This window comes from Bombella sp. ESL0380 (assembly GCF_009725805.1).
GTDB lineage: Bacteria > Pseudomonadota > Alphaproteobacteria > Acetobacterales > Acetobacteraceae > Bombella > Bombella apis.
In genome coordinates this window covers 215,260-230,969 of record NZ_WNIH01000003.1, presented here as the reverse complement: position 1 = coordinate 230,969, position 15,710 = coordinate 215,260, and the positions used below count along the sequence as shown (strand labels likewise).

Genomic DNA, 15,710 nt, shown 5'->3' with positions numbered 1-15,710 from the left:
AAAATGGATGAAAAACCCTGATTCCGCCTCATTCGCACGGCCTGTTTCATCCCGTCCAGTCCCGTTCCCCTGTCAGGGGCGTTCCCCCATCCCAGACAAAAGTCACACGGGGCAGGTCGGGCCGCAGCCCTCTCATGCCCTCTGGAACTGCAACAGGTTCACCCCCAACCCACAAGGCAGGCAGAGCGGGCAGAACACAGGCCGGAACGGCCCGGCCCGCCCGCTGCCACGGCCCCAGAGCCGCCACGACCGCATCCGTATGATCAGGCCCCAGATACCGCCAGCGCCCGTCCCAGCACTGCCCATGCCGGGCCGGACGCTTTTCCGTCAGATTCCTGGCCTCGCGGTACAGCATCCAGCCTGTTTCCCGCCCCCGGAGAGGATGCAGGCAGACCCGCCCCAGAGAGCCTTTTCCAGCCCGCCGCAGGGCCACAACAGCCTGACGGGAAGGCACATAATCCTGCCCCCCCACAAGGCGGATCAGCCGCCCCAGCAATTCATCCTCCAGCAGCGGCTCCATGTCATGATCCTCACCGCCCCCCAGCTGAAGAATTTCCGGTGCAAGTTTCAGCCATCCTTCCGGCTGCCAGGCCACCCCACAGGCCATGAGAGCCGCCAGCCGATCCTCAACCCTCTTCTGTCTGGCACAGGCATCCTGCCTGAGAACATGCATCGCCCGCCGCCCGGCATCTGTCAGATCCTGCCGGACTTCCACACGGCGGAAACGGCGGTTCTGATTTGATGGGTCCTCACACCAGGACACCCCAGCGGTGCGCAGCGTCATTTTCAGCCGTTCCGGCCGAATCCCCAATAACGGCCTCAGCAGAGTGATCCGCCCCCGCACAGTCCGGGCCGCCATGCCACACAATCCCCGGGGTCCACTGCCCCGCTCCTGACGCATCCAGAGTGTTTCCTCCTGGTCCGCCTCATGATGCGCCACCAGCAGAACGGAGCCTCCAGCGTCGATACAGGCACTTTCCAGAACACCGAAACGGGCTTCTCTGGCCCGGTTCTGTATCCCGCCGGGTCTGAGAGGGGCCAACGTGAGCTGCCGTGCCGGAATATCCAGTTCCGCAAGACGCTGGCAGGTCAGAGCAGCTTCCCCGGCCGATTCAGGCCGCAGGGCATGATCCACGACCAGCGCCAGAACATGGCGCCTCCACCCCCGGGCCAGCAGGGCCAATGCCATGGAATCGCCCCCACCAGACACGGCGATGCAGAGTGGATGCGCCGCCTCATCCGGCCCCACAGGACCGATCCGGGACATGATGTCAGCAAACTCACCGGGCGTGACGGGCCTCACCCCATCTTTATCCAGCTCCGTCGTCCCCACCATGCTCCTTAATGACAGCCTGTTAATGACAGCCTGCCCGCTCGCTGAAAATTTTCTCGGACGACTTCACCCGGGCCGAAGCATTGGGGAATTCCTTGTGCAGCCGTTGCAGGGCCTCGCAGGATGCCGTCCTGTTGCCCAGTGCCAGCATGGACGCCGAAACACCCAGCAGGGCCTCTGGTGCCCGTGGGGAATCAGGCGAATGGCTGTACACATCGTAGTAGGTCAGTGCGGCATTCTTGTAGGATTTCTGCCCGGCCAGCGACTGCGCCAGCAGATACTGGGCCTCCGTGCGGCTCCAGCCTGTCTTGCTCTGCTTGAGGGCCTGCCGGGCCTGTGTCTCCGCAGCCTCATACTGATGGGCCTTCAGGGCCGCACGACCTGCCTTGAGGGTATCGGCCACGGAGGTTGCCTGTGGCGTTGCCGGCGGCGGCGCTACGACCGCCGCCGGGGCTGATGCCGCCGCTTCCCCGGCTTCGGGAGCCGGACGGGACGCAGCATGATGACCATTCTCGAGGGCAAACTGCATGTCCCCCATCTGCTTCGCCACCGCAGCCTCATCCTGATGAAGCTGATTGCTCATCTGCTCCATCTGGCCATGCATCTCCCGCACCTGGCTCTCCAGAGAATTCACACGCTCCAGCAGATTGGCCACAAGATCGCCTCCGCTACGCCCTGATGAAACACCCGAAGACCGGTTGCTGTCATCACCGCTGGATGTCGGAAGGGGAGCGGAAAGATCCTCACCCTGCTCATCAACACTGCCCACACCATCACCCAGGCCACCACCATCATGCTGACGGGCCAGTGCCTGATGCTGCCGCATGATGGCCTCGCGGGAGAGACCATCCTCCGCCCATGCCGGAGCAAATGCTGCGCTTGCCGTGCAGGAGAGCAGCACGGCCCCCAGCGCACTTTTCAGAATGGCTGAAACAGGCCCCAGAACAGGCCGAGCAGAATGACCCATGATCTCATCTCCCAACGGACAGGCAATCATCACACATAAAAAAAATCGGGCCGGTTTCCTCAACCGGCCCGACCTTTCCCGGAAAGGGCATCATCTGCCCCTTCCTACAGGTTTCCCGGAACCGGGCCTGCTTTAACGGACAGACGTAATGGCGTTACGGTTCTGTGCCCATGCTTCCGGCGTATCACCATCAGCTGTCGGCCGGTCCTTACCATAAGAGATCGTCATGATACGGGACGGCGCCACACCCTTGGCCTCCAGATACTCACGGGCAGCATTGGCACGACGCTGACCCAGAGCAATGTTATACTCCTCGGTGCCACGGTCGTCACAGTTGCCAGCCACCAGGATGTTGACCTGCGGGTAACGGGCAAGCCAGGCAGCCTGCTTGTCCAGCGTGGCGCGGCCCTCGCTGTTGAGCTGGTTCTTGTTCAGCTCGAAATAGACGCGGTCCCCGGCAGTGGCGACCAGATCAGCCTGGCTGCCCGGAACGGGACCCTGGCTCATCTGCTGCATGTTCTGCCCATCGCCATTGTTGTCGTGGTCCTTGTGGTTACCACTACAGGCGGTCAGAGCGCAGGCCATGCCCAGCACGGCGAACATCTTCAACTTCATGACAATCTCCTGCAAAAAGATGCACCCCAGTAGATGGGGAGTTTTTCACCCACCTGCAAGACGCAGATGGGGAAAGGCGGCTGGCAGCCCGAAGGCCACCGATGCCATGGAAGCACAAGGTCTCCCATGGCCAGAAAAACATTCCCTGCGCTCAGCGCCGCAGCGGCGACCAGGCCGGGTCAGAAGCCCCGGTCGTAGTAGGAATGATATGCTCATTGAAGCCTGCCACGTCAATCACGGCGATGGAAGAGCTGAAGCCCGCTCCCCCAGCCCCTGCCGCATTCTGGCGACAGAATGCCAGCGCACGGCCATTGGGGGCAAAGCTTGGGCTTTCCACCGTGAAGCCCTGTGTCAAAGACCGCTCACCAACGCCATCCGGCCCCATCACGCCAAGGGTGAACCCCCCTGAACCAATGCGGACAAAAGCGATCTGGTCCCCTCTTGGTGACCACACGGGCGAGCCATAGTGACCATGGCCGTAGGATATGCGCCGGGCATCCCCACCATTGACGCTCATCACGTAAAGTTGTGGCGAACCGCCACGGTCAGAGTTGAAGACGATGTTCTGGCCATCCGGGCTGAAGCACGGGCTGGTATCAATCACACCCGGGGCCGATGTCAGACGACGCCGATGCTGGGTCGCCAGATCAATCAGATACAGATCCGCCCCGCCATCCCTTGTCGTGGCGGACAGGATGATGCTCCGCCCATCAGGAGAAAAGCGGGGAGCGAAAGAGATACCCTCGAACGTGCCCAGAATGGTCTGCTGTCCCGTATTGAGGTCATAGACATACACACGGGGCCGATTGTTGGCATAGGACAGAAATGCCAGCTGCTCGCTGATCGGGCTGAAGCGGGGTTCCAGCGTCAGCCAGCTGCCATTGGTCAGCATGTGGGCATTGGCCCCATCCTGATCCATGATGGCCAGACGGGTGGACTGATGCCGCCGGGGACCTGTACGGGAAATATAGGCGATGCGGGTATCGAAATAACCATCCTCGCCCAGCAGGCGCTTGTAGATGGCATCCGCAATGATGTGTGCAATGCGGCGCCAGTTGCTCTGGGAGGCCGTATAGGCCCGACCTTCCATCTGCTGGCCCGCCACAACGTCCCAAAGGCGCATCTCGACCCGCACGCTGTCAGACCCGGCGGCACTGCCAGCCACGGCCACACGGGCCCCACGGCCCTTCAGTGCCGAGAAATCCGGCTGAACGGAAGCCGGTACCGTTCCCCCCATGACCTGGAAAAGCCCTGTGCTGGACAGGTCGGCCGAAATGACGCCAGAAATCTGGTTCCCCAGCCCCGGGCCGAAATCAGGAATCACGATGGGAATGGGGGCCTGATGGGCGCCAGCGACCGTGATCTCTGCCGGAGCGCTGTCACCTGCTGCCCGGGCCGTCCCGCCCAGAAGAGCCAGCGGCGTGACAAGCACACCACTGGCGGCAGCACCGCCCAGAAGGGAGCGGCGGGACAGATGCCGCTGGAGGATGCCGGCTTCGGTATCAGAAAAAAACGACATGAAACAACCTCAGATAAATCCAGCCTCAGGGCTTGAACAGAAAACGGAACTGCCGCACCTGCCCCAGCAGGCGCTTCGGCACGGGCAGGCGGGAACAGGTTGGACTCAACACGGCATCCCTCGCCCGCTCGGCCTGGACCCGATAGGTCGGATCCGCTGCCATACGGGCACGGGTCTCCGGCAGAAATGTGACCATGCGGGCCTCGCCGGAGGCATCCACCGTCACCATCATGCGGGCAGAGAAATTCTGGTAATTCCGGGCCAGCGTATCCTCCTGGTAGCAGCGCTGCACGGACGACCCGATGGCATTCTGCTCACCACTTGTCAGCGCCCCGGTATCGCCATCAGGACGGCCACCACCACGAGGTGACCCACCCTGCGCCTGATTGGGCATCGCCTTGGGCGGGCGCTCCTGCTTCTCCTGGCTCCGGTACTCATCCAGCGTGGCCAGCAGGGAGCGGCTGTCCTCCTGCGTTTTTTTGGCCTCATGCTCCTGCTGGGTATGGGAGAGCTGCGGCTTGGCAGGGGGCTTTTCCACCTTGTGATCCGGCGCCTTGACCTGTGCCTGCTTATGCACGGGCTCCGGCTTCGGCTTTGCCTGTTCACTCACCTCACCCTTTTCCTGCACGGGAGCACGCTGCTGGACCGGCGTTTTCACCGCCACATGGGAAGGTTCCGGCGCAGCCTGTACAGGCCGGGGTGGTGGCGGAGCGGGCGGAGGTGGCTCAACCGGCTTCGGCTTGGGCGGCTGTGGCGCCGGTGGGGCCTTTGTCTCCGTAGGTGCCTGCGGCGCCGGAACCTCGGCCTTGTGAGAAGACCGGGCCGCTGGCCGGGCCCCGCCGGTCGTCTCATACACCATGGTGACCGTCTGCTCGTCCGGCTGAGGTTCCGGCAGCGGTGGCTGTGGATGCCAGAGCAGAAAGCCCAGCACTCCCCCATGCAGCAGCAGGGAAGCCAGCACCCCGCCCGTCACCAGGCTGGACTGCTTCCTTTCCCGCCGCTGATAGGGCGGTGGTGTTTCGTCAAACGGTGATGACGCAGAGAGGCTCACACAGTCTCTCCTTACTGGCCGCCCTGCGGCTGCTGTGCCAGCAGGGCAACATGCGTGAAGCCGCCAGATGTGATCTGCCCCATCGTGCTCATCACCTTGCCATAGTCGATATGGGCATCGGCCCGCACAAAGATGCGACGGCCAGGATCATCGCTTGCCATCTGCTTCAGCCGTGTCACGAGGTCATCCCCACTGACAGGGTCATCCCCCAGATACAGGCTGCCGTCGCTCTTGATGGATACCGTAATGGGTTTGTCGTCCGAGTTGACCGGCTTGGCGCTTGTCTGCGGCAGATCGACATTCACACCGCTGGTCAGCATCGGTGCCGTCACCATGAAGATGATGAGCAGCACGAGCATGACATCCACCAGCGGGGTGACATTGATGCCAGCTTCAGGCTGGCTCCGCCGCCTGCCCCTGCGTCCACTGCGTGATGAAGCCTCCATGATGCTCAGCCCCTCCCGCTGCCGCGCTCTTCGGACTGGCGGGAGAGGATGGCTGCAAACTCGGTCCCGAAGCCTTCCATCCGCTCAGCAAAATTGTCCACGCTACGGCTGATGAGGTTGTAGGCCACATAGGCCGGGATGGCCGTGAGCAGACCGATGGCCGTCGCAAACAGGGCCTCGGAAATGCCCGGTGCCACGACGGAGAGGTTCGTATTGTGCATGGAAGCGATGGAGCTGAATGCGTGCATGATACCCCAGACCGTCCCGAACAGCCCGACAAACGGAGCTACCGGGCCGATGGTGGCCAGCATGACGAGGTAGCGGCTCAGACGTTCGGTCTCACGAGCGACCGTAATGCTGATGGCCCGGTCGATGCGCTCGGACGTACCCCCATGAATCACGTCAATGCCCGCAATACGGGAGGACCGACGCCACTCCCCCATCGCCGCCCCGAAAACGGCAGCCATCGGATGGACAGGCCGGGCACCCTCGCTGTCATAAAGATCATCCAGAGACCCGCCGGACCAGAATCTGTCCTCAAACCCCGTAGCCTCACGATTGACCCGGCGGAGGAGAAGCACCTTCTCCACAATCACCGCCCACACAAAAATGCTGCACAGCACCAGCCCGATCATGACCAGCTGCACAGCCAGCGAAGCATTCAGGAACAGATGAAAGGGCGAAAGCCCCGCTGCCCCGGCAGCACCCAGAGCACTCGAATTCACAGCCTGATCCACTCCGCTTTCTCCTGTTTTCTATGGTTCTGTTGGATAAAGGACTACTGCCCCATGTTGCGGCAGGATGCTCCTTTTTCAATGGCACAGGACGCAGAAAGAGCAAACATCTTTATCTTTAAATCTTTTGTCAGGCGGAACGTTCTTCCGGCACCGTCAGTCCTGAGAGTTTTCCCCTGTAGGATGCCGGAAGACGCAAGGGGCTCATGCCAGCCAGCTTCAGGCAGGCCAGTTCCACCTCAATCACCACTGACTTCTGCCCCTCACGGGAAAGATTGGTGATGACCTGCCGCAGATTCAGCCGGGCTCCCGACATCTGAAGCAGCACCGTCTCCACATCCATCAGTTCATCCAGCCGCAGGGGCGCATGATACCGGATACCCAGCTGCCTGACGACAAAACCGATTCCATCCTGTTCTGCCATCTCTCCGACGCCAAGCCCAAGGCTGCGCAAGGCCTCGGCCCGGGCCCGTTCGGCAAAACCCAGATACCGGGCATGATAAACGATGCCCCCTGCATCTGTATCCTCATAATAGATACGGAACTGACAGTGATGTGCCGCCATGCTGTTCTCCCCCGATGACGGCCCCTACAGGAACCGTGGTGCCAGATTGTCTGATGGCGGTGTGAGACCGAGATAACGCCAGCCCGGTTCACCCAGCATCCGCCCCCGTGAGGTCCGCAGGACGAGCCCTTCCTGTATCAGATAGGGTTCCACGACGTCCTCCAGCGTATCACGGGCTTCTGCCAAAGCTGCCGCCAGAGTTTCCACCCCTACTGGGCCACCCCTGTGATGCTCGGCAATGCGGCGCAGATAGCGCCTGTCCATCGCATCAAGACCATGACTGTCCACCTCCAGCCGGGAGAGGGCTGCATCTGCCAGCGCACGGTCAACAATCTCTTTCTTCGCCACAAGCGCAAAGTCCCGCACGCGGCGCAGCAGCCTTCCGGCAATGCGCGGCGTCCCTCGGGAACGGCGGGCAATTTCCTCGGCTCCTTCATCTGTCAGGGCCATGCCCAGCTTCCCCGCCCCCCGGCTGACGATCTGCCGCAATTCATCAGGCGTATAGAACACCAGACGCAACGGAATGCCGAACCGGTCCCGCAATGGTGTGGCCAGCAGGCCGGACCGTGTCGTAGCTGCCACGAGTGTGAAAGGCGCCAGATCAATCCGCACGGAACGGGCCGCGGGGCCTTCCCCGATGACGAGGTCCAGCTGGAAGTCCTCCATCGCCGGATAGAGGATTTCCTCAATCGCTGGCTGGAGACGATGAATCTCATCAATGAACAGCACATCACGAGGCTGAAGATTTGTCAGGATGGCCGCAAGGTCTCCAGCCCGCTGGATCACCGGCCCGGACGTGGCACGAAAGCCCACGCCAAGCTCACGGGAGACGATCTGCGCAAGAGTCGTCTTTCCCAGCCCCGGCGGGCCATGCAGCAGGACGTGGTCCAGCGCATCACCCCGTTTGCGGGCTGCCTCGATGAAGATGGAGAGATTTTCCCGACTGGCTTTCTGGCCCGTAAAGTCGGCCAGGGTCTGCGGCCGCAGGGTGGCATCGGCCACATCCTCCGGCTGGCGTGTGGCATCCGTCTCCGGCGCACGGCCGGGCGGCATATCTGGCACAAACTGGTTCATCGGCCCCGTTCTTTCCCTCTACCCTCTGCCTACCGGGCCAGTTCCTTGAGAGCAAGACGGATGATGACATCCAGCCCTTCCCCAACGTGGTCTCCAATGAGACGGCTGATGATGGGCCAGCTTTCAGCCCGACGGAAGCCCAGCCCTTCCAGCGCCATGAGGGCATCCTGCTCCAGCCCGGCACTGCCATGCAGGCTGGTACTGATGGCTGCTCCGCCCCCCCCAGCATTCATGGACGTCCCACTCATGCTGGCAGGAGCCGGCATTTTGGCCACTTTGCTCCTGAGCTCCGTCAGGAGGCGGACTGCCAGCTTGGGGCCAACCCCGGCAGCCTGCGTAAAGGCTGTCCTGTCCTCAGCATGGACAGCCTGCCAGAGCAGACTGGGGCGGCTGACTGACAGAATGGCCAGAGCCACACGGGCCCCTACACCCTGAACGGTCGTGAGAAGACGGAACCACGCCTGCTCATCCGCCTCCGCAAAACCAAAGAGCTGGATGGCATCTTCCCGCACAACCGTTTCCACCAGTACACGGGCGACTTCCGGCGGGCGGGGCAGCAGCCCCAGCGTATGGCTGGAGGCTGAGACAACATACCCCACCCCATTCACATCAATGAGGCAGTGATCACCATCGATATGAGAGACAAGGCCTGTCAGCTGTCCGATCATGCCATGCGTACTCCTGCGGCTACATGCCGGGCACTGGCCCGATGATGGGCATGGCAGATGGCGATAGCCAGTGCATCGGACGCATCAGCCCGCCGGACCTCCGCCCCCGGCAACAGACGGCGGACCATCATGCTGACCTGCTCCTTCGTGGCCGCCCCCGTACCAACCACAGCCCGCTTCACAGCCATGGCCCCATATTCATGCACGCTCAGCCCGGCAAGGGCGGGCACAAGCAGGGCCACGCCACGGGCATAGCCCAGCTTGAGCGTGGAGGAGCCGTTGCGGTTCACATAGGTTTCCTCAACGGCAGCTTCTGCAGGACCATACTGCTGGATGAGCCTCATCAGCCCCTCATGCAGGTCGCACAGACGGCGGGGAACGTCATCACCGCTCTGGGTCGCCAGCACACCGTCAGCCACATGGCGCAGGCGGTTCCCCTCCACATCCACGATACCCCAGCCCATGAAACGCAGGCCGGGGTCGATCCCCATGAGACGGATCAAGCTGCCAGAGCCTCGGCCACCTCATCAGGGAGGTCGAAATTGGCATAGACGGCCTGCACATCGTCATTCTCCTCAAGCACGTCAATCAGCTTGAGAACGGAGCGGGCCTGATCCTCATCCAGCGTGACGGTCGTCTGCGGACGCCAGTCCAGCTTGGCGGAACGGGGTTCGCCAAAACGGCCTTCCAGCGCATCACGCACGCTCATCAGGGCCTCCATGGCCGTGGTGATTTCGTGGCCGTCTTCCGTGGTCTCCACGTTATCAGCCCCGGCTTCAATGGCGGCTTCCAGCATGTCATCCTCAGAAGCAGCATCCTGCGGATAGGTGATCACGCCGATATGGTCAAAGCCAAAGGACACGGAATTGGTTTCTCCCATGGAACCACCATGCTTGGAGAAAGCCGCCCGGACTTCGGAGGCCGTACGGTTGCGGTTATCGGTCAGCCCCTCGATGATGATGGCCACACCAGCCGGACCGTAGCCCTCATAACGGACGGCCACATAATCCTCACCACCACCGGCACCGCTGGCCTTCTTGATGGCACGCTCGACCGTATCCTTGGGCATGTTGACCTCACGGGCTGCCGTGATGGCAGCACGCAGGCGGGGGTTCATGGCCGGGTCTGGCATGCCGGACCGTGTGGCCACCGTGATCTCACGGATGACCTTGGCAAACTGCTTGGCGCGCTTGGCATCCTGCGCACCTTTGCGGTGCATGATGTTCTTGAACTGTGAATGTCCTGCCATGGACCTTACTTCTCCCAAAACAATGTTGAAACACCCATTACCATGCACCAGCACACCGTGCATCAGAAGGGGCTGCCCCCAGCAGGAAGCAGCCCGCCTTCTCAGATCATCCTGCCGTGGCAGTGCTTGAATTTCTGCCCGGACCCGCAGGGACAGGGAGCATTGCGGGGGACCTCATTGAGCCAGCGGGCCAGCGTGGCCGTATCCAGCGCCTCCTCATCAGCGGGACCATCCTCCTCCATGAAGCCAGTCGGCCCCGGCGGCATGGACGGTGCCTCGCTGACAGGCTGGACATGCCCGACAGACTGCACGACACGCAGCCGCAGGTCCTCCAGCATGTATGTGAACATCTGGAAGGCTTCCTGCTTGTACTCGTTCAGCGGGTCACGCTGGGCATAAGCCCGCAGGCCGATCCCCTGACGCATCTGGTCCAGCCCGTGCAGATGTTCTTTCCATGCCGCATCGAATGACGTCAGAAGAATATGCTTCTCGATCAACCGCATCATTTCCGGGCCAACAGTCGCTGAACGGGCTGCATGGGCCTTCGTGGCTGTTTCTTCGATGCGGTCGATCAGATGCTCCTCATCCATGCCATCTTCTTTTGCCCAGTCGGCAATCGGCATGTCCAGATTCAGGATGCGATGCAGCTCACCAGCAAGGCCATCCACATCCCAGGCCTCCACAAAGGAATTCTCCGGAATATGGGCATGGACGAGCTCTTCAATCACCTTCCCCCGCATCTCGGCAATCACACCAGACACATCGGCGGATGCCATATATTCACGGCGCTGGGCATAGACCTCCTTGCGCTGTGCATTCATGACATCATCGTATTTCAGCGTGTTCTTGCGCATGTCGAAGTTGCGGGCCTCGACCTTCTTCTGCGCCTTTTCCAGCGCACGGTTCAGCCACGGATGCACGATGGCCTCACCCCGCTTGAGACCCATCTTCTGCATCATCGCCCCCATGCGGTCGGAGCCGAAAATGCGGATGAGGTCATCCTGAAGGGAAAGGAAAAAGCGGGAATTGCCCGGGTCACCCTGACGGCCAGACCGCCCACGCAGCTGGTTGTCCACCCGGCGGCTCTCATGCCGCTCCGTCCCGATGACATACAGCCCACCAAGCTCGTGTACCCGCTTGTGGTCAACGGCCACCTGCGCCCGGACCTGTTCCGCAATGGCAGCCCGCTCAGCTTCATCCTCAATACCGGCAGTCTTTTCAGCCACCAGCATCTCGACATTGCCACCGAGCTTGATGTCCGTACCACGCCCTGCCATGTTCGTGGCGATGGTGATGGCACCCGGCGCACCGGCCTGTGCGACAATGCTGGCCTCACGCTCATGATGCCGGGCATTCAGCACATTATGCGGAATACGCTTCTGCCGCAGCAGGTGTGACAGAACCTCGCTCTGCTCGATGGAGGCCGTACCGACAAGAATGGGCTGGCCTGTCTCATGCACCTTGCGGACGAGTTCAGCCACGGCCTCATATTTCTCTTCCGCCGTGAGATAGACCTCGTCATCCGCATCCTTGCGGCGCACGGGCAGATTGGTCGGAATCTCCACGACCTGAAGATTGTAGATCTCGGCGAATTCGTCAGCTTCCGTCATGGCCGTACCGGTCATGCCAGCCAGCTTGGGATAAAGACGGAAATAATTCTGGAAAGTAATGGAGGCCAGCGTCTGATTTTCCTGCTGGATTTCCACACCTTCCTTGGCTTCCAGTGCCTGATGCAGGCCATCAGAGTACCGACGGCCATCCATCATGCGGCCCGTGAACTCGTCAATCAGCATCACCTTGTCGTCACGGACGATATAATCGACGTCCCTCGTAAAAAGCGTCCGGGCCCGCAGGGACTGCTGGACATGATGGACAACCGAGACGTTGTGGAGGTCATACAGACCGCCTTCACGCAGCAGGCCCGCCTCCTGAAGCAGCTCCTCGACACGGTCGGAGCCTTTTTCCGTCAGCGTGACAGTACGCAGCTTCTCATCCTTGTCATAAACATCCGGCTCTTTCACCAGCCGGGCAATCACGGCATCCACATGGCGATAAAGGTCGGAGCTGTCATCCGCCGGACCGGAAATGATGAGCGGCGTACGGGCCTCATCAATGAGGATGCTGTCCACCTCATCGACAATGGCAAAGCTGAAAGCACGCTGGACCATTTCATCCAGCGAATACTTCATGTTGTCCCGCAGATAGTCGAAGCCGAACTCGTTGTTCGTGCCGTATGTGATGTCCGCTCCATAGGCCGCACGGCGCTGGTCGTCCGTCAGGTTCGGGATGATCACGCCGGTGGTCAGGCCAAGGAAGCCGTAGAGGCGGGACATTTCCTCAGCGTCACGCTTCGCCAGATAATCATTGACGGTAACAACATGCACGCCCTTGCCAGACAAGGCATTCAGATAGACAGCCAGGGTCCCGACAAGGGTCTTGCCCTCACCCGTCCGCATCTCGGCAATCCGCCCATCATGCAGGACCATGCCCCCGATGAGCTGCACATCAAAATGACGCATCCCCAGCACACGGCGGGAGGCCTCACGACAGACAGCAAAGGCCTCGTCCAGAAGATCATCAAGGGAGGCACCCTCAGCCAGACGCTGGCGGAATTCCGCAGTTTTACCCTTCAGTTCATCATCCGTGAGAGCCTGCATCTGCGGCTCCAGAGCATTGATCTCCGGCACGCGCCGCTGATACTTCTTGAGTGAGCGGTCGTTGGAGTGGCCGAAGAGGGCGCGAGCAAGGCGTGAAAGCATGAGTTACCCTGAAAATTTTGCCACCAGCAACCATGTGCGCCCCTCTCCCCTGTGGGAAACAAGGAAACGCCCGCTGCGGATGGTCACAACGCTTTTCATATCATGTCCGACATAAGGGCCCTCGTCATCATGGTCAATGGGAAAGCCCCCGTCCGGCTTCCGGACGCAGCGCAATTCTCCGCTTTTTCCCCTGTCAGGCACCAGCAGCCCAACCTGACGTCCGTACCAACATAAAATATAGGCAATACTTCGCCTTTCCGGCACCAAAGCCCTTGCTAGGGCAGGCAGGCTTTGTCATGGTGAAAGGGCTGAGTTTTAACAGATCGAAATGATGAGGTCTTACATGCGGCTTTCCCGCTCTCTTCTCCTGTGCACGGCCCTTATCGGGGGTGTCTCCTCTTCTGCCTCGCTGACAGCGCAGGCCGTGGCCGCCGACGCCCAGCCGGCCCCCGCCGCACAGCCGCAGGCCAAGCCCGCAGCAGACCCGAACATGCTGCTCGCCACCGTGAATGACCAGAAGATCACCCTGGGCGATGTCCAGCGCGCTGCTGCCACCCTGCCGCCGGAGGCGCGCCAGCTCCAGCCGGCCGTCATCATTCCGCTCCTGATCAACCAGCTCATCGACCAGAAGGCCATCCAGCTCCAGGCGGACAAGGCCGGTCTGGCCAGCAAGCCGGCTGTCAAGGCTGCCATGGAAGCAGCAGCAAACAATGTGCTCCAGAATGCCTATCTGGAGGAGCAGGTTGCACCGAAGCTGACGGACGATGCCCTGAAGGCCTACTATCAGGAGCATTTCGCCTCCAAGAAGCCTGAGGAGGAAGTCCATGCCCGCCACATCCTCGTGGATAGCGAGGCCAAGGCTGAAGGGATCATCCGGCAGCTGAACAAGGGGGCCGACTTTGCCAAGCTGGCTGGCCGTCTCTCCACGGACAAGGCATCCGGCGGCACGAATGGTGGCGATCTTGGCTGGTTCAAGCGTGGGGACATGATCCCGGATTTCTCCAACGCCGCTTTTGCCATGAAGTCCGGCACCATCACCCAGAAGCCGGTCCATACCCAGTATGGCTGGCACGTGATCCAGGTTCTGGGGACCCGCACGGCCCCCGTGCCGAGCTTTGAGCAGGTGCGTGACCAGATCCGCCGCGACCTGATCCGCCAGGAAGTCCGCAAGGTGGTGGAAGCTGCCGAGAAGCAGGCCCGAATCGTGCATTACGATGCCAAGGGCCAGCCCATCACCAGTGCACCGGCACCTGCCGCTGCCCCGGCACAGGCAACACACTGAGCCATGGCCAAACCATACCCCCGCTCCCCACTGGCACTCTCACTGCCCAAGCTGACCTCGATTGCCGGGGTGCGGCTCAGTGGTGTGGAGGCCAACATCCGCTACAGCGGGCGGACCGACCTCATGCTGGTCGAGTTCGCCCCTGGCACGACGGCCGCAGGTGTCTATACCCGCAATCTCTGCCCGGGGGCTCCCATCCCCTGGTGTCGCCGTGCGCTCGCCAGCACGCCCCATGCCCGGGCGCTGCTGGTGAACTCCGGCAATGCAAATGTCTTCACCGGTCGTGCCGGGGAAGAGGCCGTGGTAGCCTGTGCCGGAGAGGTCGCCCATCAGCTGGGCTGCCCTGTCGAGGATGTCTTCCTGGCCTCTACCGGGGTGATTGGCGAGACGCTTCCCTACAAGAAGATCCTCTCTGCCCTGCCCGCAGCCATTGAAGCCCTGCATGTTGATGGATGGGAAGAAGCGGCCCGGGCCATCATGACCACGGACACCTTCCCCAAGGCGGCCCGTCGTGAAGTGAAGATCGGCAGCACAACGGTCTGCCTCCAGGGCATAGCCAAGGGGTCGGGCATGGTTGCGCCGGACATGGCCACCATGCTGGCCTACGTCGCCACAGATGCCTCCCTGCCCCAGCCGGTCCTTCAGGCCCTGCTGGAAGAAGGCGTGGGGCCGAGCTTCAACTCCATCACGGTGGACTCTGATACCTCTACATCCGACATGCTGATGCTTTTTGCCACCGGGCAGGCCGAGCATGAAGAGATCGGCAGTCATGAGGATGCCGCCCTGGCGGAATTCCGCACGGCCCTGAAGGACCTGCTCCATGAGCTGGCTCTGCTGGTCGTCCGTGATGGCGAGGGTGCCACCAAGCTGATCCGTGTCGATGTGCAGGAAGCTCAGGATGACGGGTCCGCCCGCAGGATCGCCATGGCCATTGCCAATTCTCCGCTGGTGAAAACCGCCATTGCCGGAGAGGATGCCAACTGGGGGCGTATTGTCATGGCCGTTGGCAAGAGTGGTGAGCCTGCCGACAGGGACCGCCTTTCCATTGCCATCGGGGACCACTGGGTGGCCAGCCAGGGCAGTGTGAAGGACCATGATGTCGAGGCGCTGAATGCCTACATGCGCCAGCAGGAGATCACGATCACGGCAGATCTGGGGCTTGGATCCGGCCGTGCGAGCGTCTGGACCTGTGATCTGACACACGGTTACATCGACATAAACGGCTCATACAGAAGCTGATACCGGGGGCATTTCCGCCCATATCCGGCAGGGTCAACCCCCAGTTGCGGACGGGGGCAGGCCCTGCCCCGGCAGGCACCGGTACCCCCCGGGGTGATAGGGGACCGGGACAATCAGAAAACAACATCGATGACCATGACAGGGCTTGTATATGGCAGGGCGGACCGCTAGAGCTCAGATATTGCTGCGCGTTCTGTTTGCGCCTGTCA

General features: G+C 61.6%; 15 protein-coding genes. 2 read left to right on the top strand and 13 right to left on the bottom strand.

Features of this window, described 5'->3' with window-relative positions; genetic code table 11:
- Positions 1-46: 46 nt before the first annotated feature.
- The 13 genes from tilS to secA form a co-directional block, all read right to left on the bottom strand.
- Complete coding sequence (tilS, locus tag GM608_RS02215) at positions 47-1,336, bottom strand: tRNA lysidine(34) synthetase TilS (protein WP_333644926.1); 1,290 nt, start codon at positions 1,334-1,336, stop codon at positions 47-49.
- Between the two features lie 19 nt (positions 1,337-1,355).
- A complete protein-coding gene (locus GM608_RS02210; protein ID WP_198027106.1) occupies positions 1,356-2,300 on the bottom strand; it encodes a tol-pal system YbgF family protein in 945 nt (314 codons plus the stop codon).
- 132 nt (positions 2,301-2,432) lie between these two features.
- A complete protein-coding gene (gene pal / locus GM608_RS02205; RefSeq protein ID WP_043560851.1) occupies positions 2,433-2,915 on the bottom strand; it encodes a peptidoglycan-associated lipoprotein Pal in 483 nt (160 codons plus the stop codon).
- A gap of 151 nt (positions 2,916-3,066) precedes the next feature.
- Entirely contained in the window at positions 3,067-4,434 is a 1,368-nt protein-coding gene (gene tolB, locus GM608_RS02200; RefSeq protein ID WP_043560854.1) for a Tol-Pal system beta propeller repeat protein TolB, read from the bottom strand.
- Positions 4,435-4,459: 25 nt separating this feature from the next.
- Positions 4,460-5,485 (bottom strand): hypothetical protein, encoded by a 1,026-nt coding sequence (locus GM608_RS02195; protein WP_052349152.1) that lies wholly within the window; start codon positions 5,483-5,485, stop codon positions 4,460-4,462.
- An 11-nt stretch (positions 5,486-5,496) separates the two neighbouring features.
- A complete protein-coding gene (gene tolR / locus GM608_RS02190) occupies positions 5,497-5,931 on the bottom strand; it encodes a protein TolR (RefSeq protein WP_043560856.1) in 435 nt (144 codons plus the stop codon).
- 5 nt (positions 5,932-5,936) lie between these two features.
- Positions 5,937-6,668 (bottom strand): protein TolQ, encoded by a 732-nt coding sequence (tolQ, locus tag GM608_RS02185; RefSeq protein ID WP_043560857.1) that lies wholly within the window; start codon positions 6,666-6,668, stop codon positions 5,937-5,939.
- Between the two features lie 127 nt (positions 6,669-6,795).
- Positions 6,796-7,230 (bottom strand): YbgC/FadM family acyl-CoA thioesterase, encoded by a 435-nt coding sequence (locus GM608_RS02180; protein ID WP_333644925.1) that lies wholly within the window; start codon positions 7,228-7,230, stop codon positions 6,796-6,798.
- A 24-nt stretch (positions 7,231-7,254) separates the two neighbouring features.
- Positions 7,255-8,304 carry a Holliday junction branch migration DNA helicase RuvB gene (gene ruvB / locus GM608_RS02175; protein ID WP_373364562.1) on the bottom strand — a complete coding sequence of 350 codons (1,050 nt, stop codon included), beginning with the start codon at positions 8,302-8,304 and terminating at the stop codon, positions 7,255-7,257.
- 29 nt (positions 8,305-8,333) lie between these two features.
- Positions 8,334-8,972: a Holliday junction branch migration protein RuvA gene (gene ruvA, locus GM608_RS02170; RefSeq protein WP_333644924.1), complete on the bottom strand. Its 639-nt coding sequence runs from the start codon at positions 8,970-8,972 to the stop codon at positions 8,334-8,336.
- Entirely contained in the window at positions 8,969-9,475 is a 507-nt protein-coding gene (gene ruvC / locus GM608_RS02165) for a crossover junction endodeoxyribonuclease RuvC (RefSeq protein WP_043560866.1), read from the bottom strand. Before ruvC ends, ruvA begins: the two co-directional genes overlap by 4 nt.
- Positions 9,472-10,221: a YebC/PmpR family DNA-binding transcriptional regulator gene (locus GM608_RS02160; protein WP_043560868.1), complete on the bottom strand. Its 750-nt coding sequence runs from the start codon at positions 10,219-10,221 to the stop codon at positions 9,472-9,474. Before GM608_RS02160 ends, ruvC begins: the two co-directional genes overlap by 4 nt.
- Before the next feature lie 101 nt (positions 10,222-10,322).
- Positions 10,323-12,980 carry a preprotein translocase subunit SecA gene (gene secA, locus GM608_RS02155; RefSeq protein WP_333644922.1) on the bottom strand — a complete coding sequence of 886 codons (2,658 nt, stop codon included), beginning with the start codon at positions 12,978-12,980 and terminating at the stop codon, positions 10,323-10,325.
- Positions 12,981-13,308: 328 nt separating this feature from the next.
- Between secA and GM608_RS02150 the strand changes: the two genes are divergently transcribed.
- Positions 13,309-14,262, top strand: coding sequence for a peptidylprolyl isomerase (locus GM608_RS02150; RefSeq protein ID WP_227431380.1), 954 nt, complete (start codon positions 13,309-13,311; stop codon positions 14,260-14,262).
- Positions 14,263-14,265: 3 nt separating this feature from the next.
- Positions 14,266-15,501, top strand: coding sequence for a bifunctional glutamate N-acetyltransferase/amino-acid acetyltransferase ArgJ (gene argJ, locus GM608_RS02145; protein WP_043560878.1), 1,236 nt, complete (start codon positions 14,266-14,268; stop codon positions 15,499-15,501).
- Positions 15,502-15,710: the final 209 nt, after the last annotated feature.

Coding starts and splice junctions, on each gene's coding strand:
- GM608_RS02210 (WP_198027106.1), bottom strand. CDS start 2,300: ATGGGTCATTCTGCTCGGCCTGTTCTGGGGCCTGTTTCAGCCATTCTG.
- tilS (WP_333644926.1), bottom strand. CDS start 1,336: ATGGTGGGGACGACGGAGCTGGATAAAGATGGGGTGAGGCCCGTCACG.
- tolB (WP_043560854.1), bottom strand. CDS start 4,434: ATGTCGTTTTTTTCTGATACCGAAGCCGGCATCCTCCAGCGGCATCTG.
- GM608_RS02150 (WP_227431380.1), top strand. CDS start 13,309: ATGATGAGGTCTTACATGCGGCTTTCCCGCTCTCTTCTCCTGTGCACG.
- secA (WP_333644922.1), bottom strand. CDS start 12,980: ATGCTTTCACGCCTTGCTCGCGCCCTCTTCGGCCACTCCAACGACCGC.
- GM608_RS02160 (WP_043560868.1), bottom strand. CDS start 10,221: ATGGCAGGACATTCACAGTTCAAGAACATCATGCACCGCAAAGGTGCG.
- GM608_RS02180 (WP_333644925.1), bottom strand. CDS start 7,230: ATGGCGGCACATCACTGTCAGTTCCGTATCTATTATGAGGATACAGAT.
- tolR (WP_043560856.1), bottom strand. CDS start 5,931: ATGGAGGCTTCATCACGCAGTGGACGCAGGGGCAGGCGGCGGAGCCAG.
- pal (WP_043560851.1), bottom strand. CDS start 2,915: ATGAAGTTGAAGATGTTCGCCGTGCTGGGCATGGCCTGCGCTCTGACC.
- ruvA (WP_333644924.1), bottom strand. CDS start 8,972: ATGATCGGACAGCTGACAGGCCTTGTCTCTCATATCGATGGTGATCAC.
- argJ (WP_043560878.1), top strand. CDS start 14,266: ATGGCCAAACCATACCCCCGCTCCCCACTGGCACTCTCACTGCCCAAG.
- ruvB (WP_373364562.1), bottom strand. CDS start 8,304: ATGAACCAGTTTGTGCCAGATATGCCGCCCGGCCGTGCGCCGGAGACG.